This window comes from Halococcus hamelinensis 100A6 (assembly GCF_000336675.1).
GTDB lineage: Archaea > Halobacteriota > Halobacteria > Halobacteriales > Halococcaceae > Halococcus > Halococcus hamelinensis.
In genome coordinates, this window is the sequence record NZ_AOMB01000010.1 from 53,013 (window position 1) to 65,604 (window position 12,592).

At 67.3% G+C, this 12,592-nt stretch carries 13 protein-coding genes; 9 read left to right on the forward strand and 4 right to left on the reverse strand.

The window, feature by feature from the left end; translation table 11 throughout:
- Nucleotides 1-8 precede the first annotated feature (8 nt).
- Nucleotides 9-911, reverse strand: coding sequence for an MBL fold metallo-hydrolase (locus C447_RS03820; protein WP_007691109.1), 903 nt, complete (start codon nucleotides 909-911; stop codon nucleotides 9-11).
- Nucleotides 912-991: 80 nt separating this feature from the next.
- Here C447_RS03820 and serS point away from each other — a divergent pair, with 80 nt between their 5' ends.
- A complete protein-coding gene (serS, locus tag C447_RS03825; RefSeq protein ID WP_007691110.1) occupies nucleotides 992-2,350 on the forward strand; it encodes a serine--tRNA ligase in 1,359 nt (452 codons plus the stop codon).
- A gap of 458 nt (nucleotides 2,351-2,808) precedes the next feature.
- On the opposite strand, the gene C447_RS03830 is transcribed toward serS, so the two are convergent.
- Both C447_RS03830 and C447_RS03835 read right to left on the reverse strand, forming a co-directional pair.
- A complete protein-coding gene (locus tag C447_RS03830; protein ID WP_007691114.1) occupies nucleotides 2,809-3,138 on the reverse strand; it encodes a nuclear transport factor 2 family protein in 330 nt (109 codons plus the stop codon).
- Between the two features lie 130 nt (nucleotides 3,139-3,268).
- The gene (locus C447_RS03835; protein WP_007691116.1) at nucleotides 3,269-3,511 is read right to left on the reverse strand and encodes a ferredoxin; all 243 of its coding nucleotides are present in this window, start codon (nucleotides 3,509-3,511) and stop codon (nucleotides 3,269-3,271) included.
- A 424-nt stretch (nucleotides 3,512-3,935) separates the two neighbouring features.
- Here C447_RS03835 and C447_RS03840 point away from each other — a divergent pair, with 424 nt between their 5' ends.
- The 3 genes from C447_RS03840 to C447_RS03850 are packed head-to-tail and all read left to right on the forward strand — an operon-like array spanning nucleotide 3,936 to nucleotide 7,596.
- Nucleotides 3,936-6,161: an ATP-dependent DNA helicase gene (locus tag C447_RS03840; protein WP_007691118.1), complete on the forward strand. Its 2,226-nt coding sequence runs from the start codon at nucleotides 3,936-3,938 to the stop codon at nucleotides 6,159-6,161.
- A 19-nt stretch (nucleotides 6,162-6,180) separates the two neighbouring features.
- Nucleotides 6,181-6,690 carry a KEOPS complex subunit Cgi121 gene (cgi121, locus tag C447_RS03845; protein WP_007691119.1) on the forward strand — a complete coding sequence of 170 codons (510 nt, stop codon included), beginning with the start codon at nucleotides 6,181-6,183 and terminating at the stop codon, nucleotides 6,688-6,690.
- Nucleotides 6,691-6,729: 39 nt separating this feature from the next.
- A complete protein-coding gene (locus tag C447_RS03850) occupies nucleotides 6,730-7,596 on the forward strand; it encodes an alpha/beta fold hydrolase (RefSeq protein ID WP_007691121.1) in 867 nt (288 codons plus the stop codon).
- On the opposite strand, the gene C447_RS03855 is transcribed toward C447_RS03850, so the two are convergent.
- The gene (locus tag C447_RS03855) at nucleotides 7,593-8,177 is read right to left on the reverse strand and encodes a MaoC family dehydratase (protein WP_007691122.1); all 585 of its coding nucleotides are present in this window, start codon (nucleotides 8,175-8,177) and stop codon (nucleotides 7,593-7,595) included. The genes C447_RS03850 and C447_RS03855 overlap by 4 nt on opposite strands.
- A 222-nt stretch (nucleotides 8,178-8,399) precedes the next feature.
- Between C447_RS03855 and C447_RS03860 the strand changes: the two genes are divergently transcribed.
- The 5 genes from C447_RS03860 to C447_RS03880 all read left to right on the forward strand — a co-directional run bounded on the left by C447_RS03860 (nucleotide 8,400) and on the right by C447_RS03880 (nucleotide 12,585).
- On the forward strand, nucleotides 8,400-8,705 hold the full coding sequence (locus tag C447_RS03860) for an AbrB/MazE/SpoVT family DNA-binding domain-containing protein (RefSeq protein ID WP_007691124.1): 306 nt from the start codon (nucleotides 8,400-8,402) through the stop codon (nucleotides 8,703-8,705).
- Nucleotides 8,702-9,367 (forward strand): hypothetical protein, encoded by a 666-nt coding sequence (locus C447_RS03865; protein WP_007691126.1) that lies wholly within the window; start codon nucleotides 8,702-8,704, stop codon nucleotides 9,365-9,367. The genes C447_RS03860 and C447_RS03865 overlap by 4 nt, the downstream gene beginning before the upstream one ends.
- Nucleotides 9,368-9,409: 42 nt before the next feature.
- Complete coding sequence (locus C447_RS03870; protein ID WP_007691127.1) at nucleotides 9,410-9,952, forward strand: poly(R)-hydroxyalkanoic acid synthase subunit PhaE; 543 nt, start codon at nucleotides 9,410-9,412, stop codon at nucleotides 9,950-9,952.
- Between the two features lie 5 nt (nucleotides 9,953-9,957).
- A complete protein-coding gene (gene phaC, locus C447_RS03875) occupies nucleotides 9,958-11,358 on the forward strand; it encodes a class III poly(R)-hydroxyalkanoic acid synthase subunit PhaC (RefSeq protein ID WP_007691129.1) in 1,401 nt (466 codons plus the stop codon).
- Nucleotides 11,359-11,505: 147 nt separating this feature from the next.
- Nucleotides 11,506-12,585, forward strand: coding sequence for a glutamate--cysteine ligase (locus C447_RS03880; RefSeq protein ID WP_029601713.1), 1,080 nt, complete (start codon nucleotides 11,506-11,508; stop codon nucleotides 12,583-12,585).
- The last annotated feature ends 7 nt before the right edge of the window (nucleotides 12,586-12,592 follow it).

A 12,592-nucleotide genomic window follows, 5' to 3' on the forward strand; every position in this document is an offset into this window, starting at 1 on the left:
TAAAGCCCTCACTGTTCGTCGAGAAAGGCGAGGACGCCGCGGACGTTGAGCCGTTCCTCGGCGCGGGCCTTCCGCTCGGACCACACCGTCGCCATCCCCGTCTCCGCCACGAAGTAGTCGATGACCGCCTCGTCGTCGTCGAGTTCGGCGCGTTTCTCGCGGACGGCCGCGACCCACTCCTCCAGAACCCGCGCGTACCCGTCCATCAGCGGCTCCTCGTATCTGCGAGGACCGAAGTGGCCGAAACAGAGCGTCTCGGGCTCGATATCCTGGACGGTCTCGACGTCGTCGAGGCAGGTCTCGAGGTCGAAGTTCGCCGGCGGCGAGGTCTGGCGGATCCGTTCGACCGAGGGGATCCAGATCCCCGCCGCGTCGGCGGTGAAGAGGACGTCGTCCGTCCGGTCGTGGAACATCACCTGGTGGGGTGCGTGACCCGGCGCGTGGTGGACGTCGAGGGTGTGGTCGCCGAGGTCGACCTCGTCGCCGTCTTCGAGCCCCTCGATGCGGTCCTCGGGGACGGGCTTCGGCTCGGCGTAGAACTGCCACTGACTCTCGACGGCGGCCTTCGTCCCCGCGACCAGTCGGCTCGGGTCGACGAGGTGCGGGACGCCGATCTCGTGGGTCAACACCGTCGCGTTGGGACAGGCTTCGGCGAGATAGCCCGCGCCGCCGGCGTGGTCGAGGTGGACGTGGGTCGGCAGGACGTACGCCAGGTCGTCGCGCGCGACCCCGACCTCGTCGAGGGCGTCGAGGATGTTCTCGTATCGGGTGCCGATGCCGGTGTCGACGAGCGCTGGCTCCTCGGCGTCGACGATGTAGACGGCACCGTACTCCTCGGTGTCGTACATACCGGTGTCGACGTAGTGGAGGTCGGGACAGCCATCGACCGCGAAGACGTCACCGATTGCCATGGACGACCCACGCGCGAGCGGGACGAAAAGCCTCCGGTCAAACAGTAGGACTTTGGCGGGCGGCCCGAAAGGGTCGGCAAATGCTGAGCAGACAGTTCCTCCGCGACCACACCGAGGCGGTCCGCGAGGCGCTCGCCGCCCGCGGGACCGACGACGTCGACCTCGACGCGGTGCTCGACCTCGACGAGGAGTGGCGCGAAGCCAAGAACCGCGGCGACGAACTCCGCCACGAACGCAACGAGATATCGAGCCGCATCGGCGAGCTCAAAGCCGCCGGCGAGGACGAGGAGGCCGAGGAAGCCATCGAGCGCTCCTCGGAACTCAAAAGCGAGATCGACGAGGTCGAAGACCGGGCCAACGACCTCGAAGCCGACCTCGACGAGGCGCTGCTTCGAATTCCAAATATCCTCCACGACAGCGTTCCTGCCGGTGAAGACGAATCGGACAACGTCGAACTCCGGCGCGAGGGGTTCGAGGCGTTGCGCGAATTGCCCGAGACCGTCACGCCGCACTACGACCTCGGCGAGGAGCTGGACGTCCTCGACTTCGAGCGCGGCGCGAAGGTCTCGGGCGGTGGTTTTTACTTCCTGAAGGGCGACGGCGCGCGGCTCGAACACGCCCTGATCCAGTTCATGCTCGACGTCCACCGCGAGCAGGACTACGTCGATATCTTCCCACCGATCCCGATCAACAGCCGGTCGATGACCGGCACGGGTCAGCTCCCGAAGTTCGCCGACGACGCCTACAAGCTCGACGACGAGGACCTCTGGCTCTGTCCGACTGCGGAGGTGCCGGTGACGAACATGTACGCCGACGACATCCTCCTGCGGGACGACCTGCCGCTCAAACACCAGGCGTACACCCCGAACTTCCGCCAGGAGGCGGGCGAACACGGCACCGAGACCCGTGGGATCGTCCGAGTCCACCAGTTCAACAAGGTCGAGATGGTGAACTTCGTCGAGCCGGCGTCGAGCTACGAGCGCTTCGAGGGCCTGCTCGACGAAGCCGAGGAGGTCCTCCGACGGCTCGACCTCCCCTACCGCGTGCTCGAGATCTGTGCGGGCGACATCGGCTTCAAGGCCGCAAAGCAGGTCGACCTCGAACTCTGGGCCCCCGGCGACGACATGGACGACGGGCCCGAGGAAGGCGGGCGGTGGCTCGAGGTCTCGTCGGTCTCGAACTTCGAAGCGTTCCAGGCCCGGCGGGCGGGCCTGCGCTACCGGCCCGAGCGCCACGAGTCGGCGGCGTACCTCCACACCCTCAACGCCTCGGGGCTCGCGCTGCCGCGCGTGATGGTCGCGATTTTGGAGTACTATCAGAATCCCGATGGTACCGTCGAGGTGCCCGAGGCGCTCCGGCCGTATCTCGGCGGGCAAGAAGTCATCGAGGGGCACGAACCCGTCGGCGAGAGCGCGGTCGGCGCTGGGCGAAAGGAGTAGACGACGATTTCGGTCGGTCCCTGATTTCGGAACTGTCTTTCCCGCTGTTTCCTCCTCCGAGTCTGTATCCTGATCTGTCTATCCAGCTGGTTCGTCTACGGCAAATCCCGGTGCAAACGAGAACCGCACAGCACCGCCACCGCTCCCGCCCCGCACGGGCCACGTGCCTCCCCAGCCGATTCGCTTCGCTCGGACTCCGTCCTCACTCGCTCATCCACTGGCAGAGCAAAGCTCTCTCGTGATCGTCAAAAGAGTCTCCGACTCTTTTGGACCTCGCGGAGCTTCGCTCCGCTCAGTGACGAAAATCGGAGATTTTCGAACCACCTCCCGGTGGTCGGCCACGCCTCGCTCCCCGTTCGCATCGAGGTTCTCGCTTCGCTCGAACCTCGCCGTTCGGACCGGTCGCGAGCGCGCGCCACCGCGGCTGGTCTGTGTCGGAGTCGACGCGCCATCGCGACTCAGTTGGTGAAGGTCTCGATGTGGGAAATGGCCCCGTTCTCGACGGTGTGGACGTCGACGAACCCGAAGAGCGGGTCGCCGTCGGCATCGAGCAGCGTCCCGCGGACCGCGAACTCGCTGTCGTCCTCGTTGGCACAGACTGCGTCGAGCGCGTGGCTGGTGTCGGTCAGCGGGCGGTCGTCGCGCATGAACCCGACGAACGTGTCGGGGCCGTCGATGGTGCGGTCGGGGCGGTCGTGGACGAAGCCGGACGCGAGGAGCGCACGGAGGTCGTCGTATCGGCCCTCGTCGATGGCGCTGTAGTAGGCTTCGACGGGTTGCTCGGCCATGCCCAGCGCTATCGGGTCTTTCCGACAAGAACCTGCCGGCGGGTTCCGGCTACTCGGCGAGGTGCATGTGTGGCTCGGTCATCGCTCACACGCTCGATCCCCGGCGAGCGGCATACCGATCGTGTCCGTCTCAGGGGATCACTTGCTCGCCGTCGTCGTAGACCGCGATCGCGTCGACGGGGCAGACCCGTGCCGCGAACTTCGCGTCGAGCTCCGCCTCGGGCGGTATCTCGCGCACCACGGTGTCGTCCTCGCGTTCCTCGCCGTCGACGAGCACGGCCTTGCCGGCGTCCTCGTCGCGCTCGAACCCCTCCCACTCCGCGACGCACTGGAACATCCCGATACAGGTGTCGCGGTCGTACTCGATTCGCATACCCAGGCTTTCGCCGGTGGCGACATAGGCGTGACGGGCCGAACCGGAAAACGGGAGCTGAGTCACACTCCCACCCACCGCGTGGCGGTTGACGCGCGGTGTGCGGGCCGCCCACGGGCGGCCCGCGACGCCCGTGCGAGGGATGACTGAGCGAACGGAGTGAGCGAAGGAATCGGCTGGGGAGGTTCGTGGCCGTTGCGGGGCGGGAGCGGTGCTGTGCGGCTCTCATTTGTGTCGGGATTCGTGTTGGTGCGTTACGGCTCGGTTATCGCTCTCTCCGTTCCACGTCGTTACGTTACGGCTCTACCATCGTTCTCTCCTCTTTCGCCCTCCTCAGTTCAGTACCGTCCCCGTGTACCGGGTTCTTTCACCTCCACCGTGCGAGGACGACAGTTTAAACCCTGGAACCGGCAGAGAGGAGACAATGAACGTCACCGAACTGTCGGGGGTTCCTGACTGGTTACCCGACCACCTGCGTGACGAGGGCGTCGAGGAGCTCTACCCGCCCCAGGCCGAGGCGGTCGAGGCGGGGGCCACGGAGGGCGAGAGCCTCGTGGCGAGCGTGCCGACGGCCTCCGGGAAGACACTGATCGCCGAACTCGCGATGACGGCCAGCGTCGCGCGCGGCGGGACCGCCCTCTACATCGTGCCGCTCCGCGCGCTCGCGGGCGAGAAACGCACCGAGTTCGAGGCCTTCGAACAGTACGGCCTCACGGTCGGCGTTTCCACGGGGAACTACGACTCCGACGGCGAGTGGCTCGCGACCTGTGACATCATCGTCGCCACCAGCGAGAAGGTGGATTCGCTCGTGCGCAACGGCGCGCCGTGGATCGACGACCTGTCCTGTGTGGTGGCCGACGAGGTCCACCTCGTGGACGACGGGAATCGCGGGCCGACGCTCGAAGTCACCCTCGCGAAGCTCCGCCAGCGCAACCCCGGCCTCCAGGTCGTGGCGCTCTCGGCCACCATCGGCAACCCCGAGATCCTCGCCGAGTGGCTCGACGCCGAACTCGTCGACTCGACGTGGCGACCCATCGACCTGAAGAAGGGCGTCCACTACGGGCAGGCAGTCCATTTAGAGGACGGCAACCAACGCGAACTCCAAGTCAGGGACGGCGAGAAGGCCACCGAGGCCATCGTCCGTGACACCCTGAACGACGGCGGCTCGACGCTGGTGTTCGTGAACTCCCGGCGCAACGCCGAGGCCGCGGCCCGGCGGCTCGCCGGCACGGTCGAGAACGAACTCACGAACGAGGAACGGACCCAGTTGGCGAGCGTCGCGGCCGAGATCCGGGACGTGAGCGACACCGAGACCAGTGAAGACCTCGCGAGCGCGGTCGAGCGCGGCGGCGCGTTCCACCACGCCGGCCTCGCGAGCGAGCACCGCGAACTCGTCGAGGGCGCGTTCCGGGATCGACTCCTGAAGGTGGTCTCGGCTACCCCGACGCTCGCGGCGGGGGTCAACACCCCGAGCCGCCGGGTCGTGGTGCGCGACTGGCGACGGTATTCGGGTGAAGCCGGCGGGATGGCCCCGCTCTCCGTGCTCGAAGTCCACCAGATGTGTGGCCGGGCGGGGCGGCCGGGACTCGACCCCTACGGCGAGGCGCTCCTGCTCGCGAAGAGCCACGACGAACTCGACGAACTCTTCGATCGGTACATCTGGACCGACCCCGAGGCCGTGCGCTCGAAACTCGCCGCCGAACCCGCCCTGCGGACGCATCTCCTCGCAACCGTGGCCTCGGGCTTTGCGAGTTCGCGCGAGGGCCTGCTCGAATTCCTCGACCAGACGCTCTACGCAACGCAGACGACGGAAGGCGGTCGGTTGGAGCGCGTCACGGACGACATGCTCGACTACCTCGAAGTCAACGACTTCCTCGAACGCGACGGCGACGACCTCACCGCGACCTCCCTGGGGCACACCGTCTCGCGGCTCTACCTCGACCCGATGAGCGCCGCCGAGATCGTCGACGGGCTGCAAACGGCCGAGGACCGCCCGAGCGCGCTCGGCCTCTTCCACCTCGTGAGCCGTACGCCCGACATGTACGAACTCTACCTCCGATCGGGCGACCGCGAGGAGTACACCATGCTCGCCAACGAGCGCGAGACCGAACTCCTGGGCATGAAACCCAGCGAGTTCGAGGCCCGCTGGGAAGACTGGCTCTCGGCGCTCAAGACCGCCCGCCTCCTCGAAGACTGGGCGAGCGAACTCGACGAGAGCGAGATCACGGACCGGTACTCCGTGGGACCGGGGGATCTCAGAGGCAAAGTCGATACCGCGGAGTGGCTGCTCTCGGCCGCCGAACGCCTCGCGGGCGAACTCGGGCTGGAGTGGGCCCCCGCCGTGCGGGAGGCCCGGACCAGGGTCGCCAACGGGATCCGCACCGAACTCATCGACCTCGCGGGTGTACGCGGCGTGGGTCGCAAGCGCGCCCGCCGGCTCTACGAGGCCGGGATCGAGACCCGGACCGACCTCCGGAACGCCGACAAGGCGGTCGTGCTGGGCGCGCTCCGTGGCCGCCGCAAGACCGCCGAGAACGTCCTCGACAACGTGGGGCGGACCGACCCCTCGATGGCGGACGTCGAGGCCGACGGGTCGGTGGCGGTCGTGGGCGAGGGGGAGAACGACCAGTCGAACCTCGGGGAGTTCTGATGGCGGTCGAGGGCATCTGATGGAACTCGTCGAAGGCGAGACTACGATCGAAGACGTCGGCGAGTTCGTGGCGTGGCTCGACGGGATCGGCGACGACCACGACTGTACGATTCAGGCGTTCGACGCGCGGTACGTCGTCTCGCGCGCCCACCTCGCACGAGCGCTCGAACTCGCCGACCGGGCGCGCGAGCGCGGCGAGGCCGTCGCCCGCGACCGCGGCGTCGAGGTCATGCTCTACGCCGCGGGCCGTCGCCAGATCGACCGGGCGCTCGAATGCGGGGTACGCGAGGGCCGCGGGCCGGTCGTCGTGCTCGTCGCCGCCGACGGGGCCGACGACCCGGTCCAAGCCGAGCGGGCAGCTGCGAGCGCCGTCGGGGCCGAACTCGACCAGTGCGGAACGCTCGGGGACTACGATCCCGAACGGGTTCGGGCCTACTTCGACATCGCGGACCCCGAACTCGATGCCACCGACGCGGGCCTCGAAGCCCTGGTGCTCGAACGCGTCGCGCTCCTCGACGTCGAGAAGTAGGGTCCGAACCCTCATACCCCTCCTCGACCTGTGTGACGTATGACAACCGAAGCGCTGGACGCGAATTCCGACGTCACGTCGGGGACGGTGACGGTCGAGGTCGGCGACGAACGGGTCGGCCTTCGGTACTTCGCCGCGGGCGAGGAGCACGAGGGGCCACCGGTGGTCCTGCTCCACGGCATCGGCCTCGACGCGGCGACCGTCTCGTGGCGGCACGCGCTCCCCGCGCTCGCCGACGACCGACGGGTGTTCGCGTTCGACTTCCCCGGTCACGGCGAGAGCGACCACCTCCGGTCGTACACCCACCAGCGCTACCTCGAGACCCTCGATGGCTTCCTCGGGGCGCTCGATATCGACCGGGCGGCGCTCGCCGGGATCTCGATGGGTGGTGGGGTCGCGCTCGGTTACGCGCTCGACGCCCCCGAGCGGGTCGAACGCCTCGTGCTGGTCGACAGCTACGGGCTCGGTCGCGACGCACCCTGGCGACCCGGCGGCTCGATGTTGCTCAACGTGCCGGGCTTCGACGGGCTGCTCGGGGCCGGCCTCTCGAACCCGATGGCCGTGGCGGCGAGCCTCGGCGGTATCGCCGTCGACCCCTCGCCCGGCTTCGTCGCCGACGTCCAGCGCGCCGTCGGCCCGGCGGCGGCGCGCGCGCTCGGCGAGTGGCAGCGCGACGAGTTCCGGGCGACCGGGCTCAAGACGTGCTATCTCGACCGACTGGCGGAGGTCGAGCTGCCGACGCTGCTGGTCCACGGTCGCGAGGACCCGATCTTCCCCGTTCACTGGTCGGAACGCGCCACCCAGGAGATACCCGACGCGCGGTTCGTCGCGTTCGAGGCGTGTGGCCACTGGCCGCCGCGTGAGTACCCTGAAAAGTTCAACCGCGTCGTCGGTCGATTTCTCTAGGCCTCGTCGAGGAGGACGACCGCCTCGCCGTCGATGGCGACCTCGCCCTCCTCGGTGGTCACCGTGGTGCGGAGGCGATAGCGCTCGTCGCCGATCGCCTCGACGATCTCACAGTCGGCGGTCACGCGGTCGTCGACCCCGACCGGCCGCTGGAACTCGAGGTCCTGGGAGAGGTAGATGACGAGGCCGGGCAGGCGCGCGAGCGCGGCGCTGATGAGCCCCGAGACGAGCGTGCCGTGGGCGATCCGACCGCCGAACCGCGTGCTCTCGGCGTACTCGTCGTCGAGGTGGAGCGGGTTGGTGTCGCCGCTGGCCGCGGCGAAGGCGTGCACGTCGTCGTCGGTGAGCCGTTTCGAGAACCGGACCCGGTCGCCGACCGTGAGCGCGTCGCGGCGGTTCTCGGTGAGTTCGACGTCCCACTCGGGGCGCTCCTCGCCACCGACGACGCCGTCCTCGGTGTCGGTCGGGACGCCGAACGCCGAGAGGGTGGCGCGGTTGGCCGCGAGGACGCTGTCGAGGAAGTACGTGGAGTTGCGGACCCACGCTTCGGCCAGCGCGGAGGGCTGTGATTCGGAGCTCATGGACTACCCCTCACGTACTGGCTCCAGCACCATAAACCGTTTCGACCTCCATGCCCGATCGTTTTCCGGCGTGAGACCGTCCGTACTTGGGAGATATCGGCGTTTCTCGCTGCCGAGCGGCGACTCGTTGGTTCCGCTGAATCCACTTGGAACCATCCTATGGTAACGAATGGTTCTGAGAGCAATCCTTATCCGTCCGTGGGCACTACGTGGATGTGAGCGATGACCGACGAAGACGAGACGATGTGGCCGCCAACGGTCTGGGCGCGACAGTTCCAGGAGGCGAGCGAGCAGGCCGTCGAGCGACAGACGGAGTTCGCCCAACAGCTGTTCAACAACGGTGCGGGGCCGAACAGCCTGCCCGAGATGGCGGCGTCGACGATGGGGACCGCGACGTTCAAGACGCGCGTCCAGAGCGGCGGCCGTATCTCGATTCCGGATGCCGAACGCGAGGCGCTGGACATCGAGGAAGGGGACATCGTTCAGACCGTCGTGATACCGGTCAAACGCAACAGGGACGAATCATGAGTCAGTACACCACACCAGTCAGCACGATGTTCGAGATGCAGCGCACAGCCCTCGAAGGCAGCCACCAGGCGATGAAACAGGGCGTGACCCTCCAGAAGAGCGCCGGCCGGATGGCGCTCTCGGGGCTGAAGACGAGCGAGAGCCTCCAGCGACAGGGCGTCGAGGCCACCCGGACCGCGACCGAACAGTACCTCGACGCGGTCGAACCGGCGATGCCCGACGAGACCGTCGCGACGCTTCGCGAGACGACCGACGAGGGCTTTTCCCAGCTCACGGAGGTCCACGCCGAGACGTTCGACCAGTTCCTGCACGGCTTCGAACAGGGGCTCGACGACTACGACGAGTTCTCCGCCGAGTACCTCGACGCCCTCGACGAGGGCTTCGACCAGCTCGCCGCCTCACACGAGGAGCTCCAGGAGCGGACCGTCGAGGTCATCGAGGAGACCGAGAGCCGGAACGAGGAGTACGTCGAGGAGTTCCAGGACCAGCTCGAAGGCCAGATGGACCGCATCGAGGCGTTCCAAGACCGCCTCGAAGACCAGTCCGAGCGCCAGCTCGAACAGGCCGAGGAGTTCCAGGACCAGCTCGAATCGCAGGTCGAGGAGTTCCAAGACCAGCTCGAAAGCCAGGCCGAGGCGTTCGAGGACCAGGTTTCCGCCTGAACGACCACCACAGTTTTTCACCCTTACACACCAATGAGCCGTATGAGCGGAACCGACCCCGAGGAGATCCAGCGGAACTGGGCGACGATGATGAACGAGATGAACGAGGCGGTCGCCGACTCGTTCGAGCAGAACATGGAGGCCCAGGCCGCCTTCATGGAGTCCTGGATGGGCGCGTTCGAGGGCTCCGTCCCGGACGAGGCGGCGATCGAGGACGGCGTGGAGGGCTACGGCCGGGCCTACGAGGTCTGGATGGAGGCCGCCGAACAGATGCAATCGCGGATCACCGACGCCGCGCGTGGTGAGGACGTCGACCCCAGCGAGTTCCGCGACATCTGGCTCCAGAGCGCGAACGAGGCCTACTCCGAAGTCATGGGCACCACCGCCTTCGCCGCGGGCACGGGCGAGATGGTCGGCGACCTGATGGACCTCCAGCAGGAAGTCGATGACCTGAGCCAGGACACCCTCGAGAGTCTCGGCTTCGCCACGCGCGACGACGTCGACGAGGTGGCCGAACGCCTCCTCGAACTCGAACGCAGCCAGCACGAGATCTCGAAGAAACTCGACAAGCTCCTGGAGGACTGATTCCCGTGGCCGAACGATCCGGTCGCGCGTTCAACCCGTTCACCGCGACGCTCGACGCCCAACGGCGGAGCTTCGAGGCCGCCGCCGACACGGTCGAGAAGGTCGAGATGGGGCCCGAACAGCTCGCCGAGATGGCGTCGGTCGACGTGGGCCAGACCCCGAGCGACGTGGTCTACACGGAGAACAAGCTCGAACTCCTCCACTACGAGCCGCTGACCGACGAACAGCACGACGTCCCCATCCTCGTCATCTACGCGCTGATCAACAAGCCGTTCATCCTCGACCTCCAGCCCGACCGGTCGGTGATACGTCGGCTGCTGGAGGCGGGCTTCGACGTCTACATGATCGACTGGAACGAGCCCTCGCGGCTCGACCAGCACCTCACCCTCGAGGACTACGTGGATCGGTACATCGAGAACTGCGTCGACGAGGTGTGCGAGCGATCGGGCCAGGACTCGATCAACATCCTCGGGTACTGCATGGGCGGCACGATGTCGGTGATGTACGCCGCACTCCACCCCGAGAAAGTTCGAAATCTCGGACTGATGGCCGCCGGCCTCTGCTTCGACGATACTGGGGGCGTGCTCGAACTCTGGGGCGACGACGAGTACTTCTCGCCCGACGGGCTCACCGAGACCTACGGCAACGCGCCCGCGGAGATGCTCGACGTGGGCTTCGCGCTGATGGACCCGGTGGCGAACTACGTCTCGAAGTACGTCCGACTCTACGACAATCTGGACGACGACGACTTCGTCGAGAACTTCGGGCGGATGGAGCGATGGCTCTCCGAGGGTATCGACGTCGCGGGCGAGACGTTCGCCCAGTTCGTCACCGACATCTACCAGGACAACAAGCTCTACAACAACGAGCTCTACGTCGGCGACAAACACGTCGATATCGAACAGATCGATATGCCGGTCCTCCAGATAACGGGTGAGTACGACCACCTCATTCCGTCGGAGACCAGCAAACCGTTCAACGAGGTCATCGGGAGCGACGACACCTCGGTGATCGAGGCTCCCACGGGTCACATCGGGCTCTCGGTCTCGGGGAGCTCCCACGAGAACGTCTGGCCCGAGGTCTGTGAGTGGTACGCCGAGCGCTCCGAGCCAGCCGAGGACGTCGAGGTCGAGGTCGACGGCGCGGACGGGAGCGAGGGATCGGACGCGGCCGAGGCGGAGCAGCCGCCCGCGACGGCCGACGAGGACGAGGACGGCATCGAGGCCGACGACGCCGACGAACTCGTGAGCGTCGACGGCATCGGCGGGACCTACGCCGACCGCCTCCGCGAGACCGGCATCGACTCCCTCGCCGACCTCGCGACCGCCGACCCCGAGACCGTGGCCGACGCCACCGGCGCGGCCGAAGCCACGGTCGAAGACTGGATCGACCAGGCCGCCGACTGACCCCGACCCGGCCGCACTTTCCCCGCTGACGCCCCTCCGGCGGTTCGTGTGAACTTCGATACGAGCTACGGGTGTTTCGTGAGACCACACCGCGAGTGAAACGATCGAAGGCAATCTTTTACACTCTCAGCACACTTCTCGGGACGAATGAGCGAAAGTCAGGCAGATGAGTTCGTGGATATCGGAACTCTCGGTGTGGAAGAGGAATTCTTCGCTATCGACGGCGACGGCTACCCGACGGGCGCGGTCGACGAACTCATCGCGGACGGCGACCCGCCGCCGGTGCTCGACGGTCGCCTCGACCGCGAGATGTTCAAGTGTATCGTCGAGACCAAGACCCCCGTCTGCGAGGACCTCGCGGCGGCTCACGACCGCGTGGTGGCGATCCGGGAGGCGCTGGTCGAGTACGCCGCCGACCACGGGTTCGGTATCGCGGCGGCGGGGCTCCACCCCGCGGCCCACTGGGACCGGCTCGAATGTACCGAAGCCCCGCGCTACTACGACATGCGTAATCGGATCCAGCTCCCACAGAATCGGAACACGACGGCGGGCCTCCACGTCCACGTCGGGGTGGACGACCCCGACAAGGCGACGTGGGTCGCGAACGAGATCCGCTGGTTTCTGCCCGTGATGCTCGCGCTCTCGGCGAACTCGCCGTACTGGCGGGGGGTCGACACGGGGTTGGCGTCGGCGCGGACGAACGTCTTCGGGGCGATCCCGAACACGGGGATACCGCCGGTCTTCGAGGACTTCGAGGCGTTCGAACGGTTCGAGCGGCTGCTGATCGAGACCAACTCGATCGCCGACCGGCGCGACCTCTGGTACGACGTCCGGCTCCACACGGGCTGTGGCACCGTCGAGGTTCGGATGCCCGACGCCCAGTCGGACGTCGAGCGCACCCTCGCGTTCGTCGAGTACGTCCGGGCGCTCGTGGTCGACCTCGCGGAACGCTACGAGGACGGCGAGACCGGCCGGAACCATCGGTACCACACCCTGGTCGAGAACAAGTGGCGCGCGACGCGCAACGGCCACGAGGCGACGTTCATCGACCGCGAGGAGGCGGGGACGGTCCCGCTCGCCGAAGTCGTCGAGCACGAGTGCGACCGGCTCGGGATCGACGGGATCGCGCGACTCCTCGACGACGAGAGCGGCGCGCTCCGACAGCGCCGGCTCCACCGCGAGGGCGGTCTGGAGGCGGTGTGTCACGGCCTCCGGGTGGGATCGTGAGAACCGT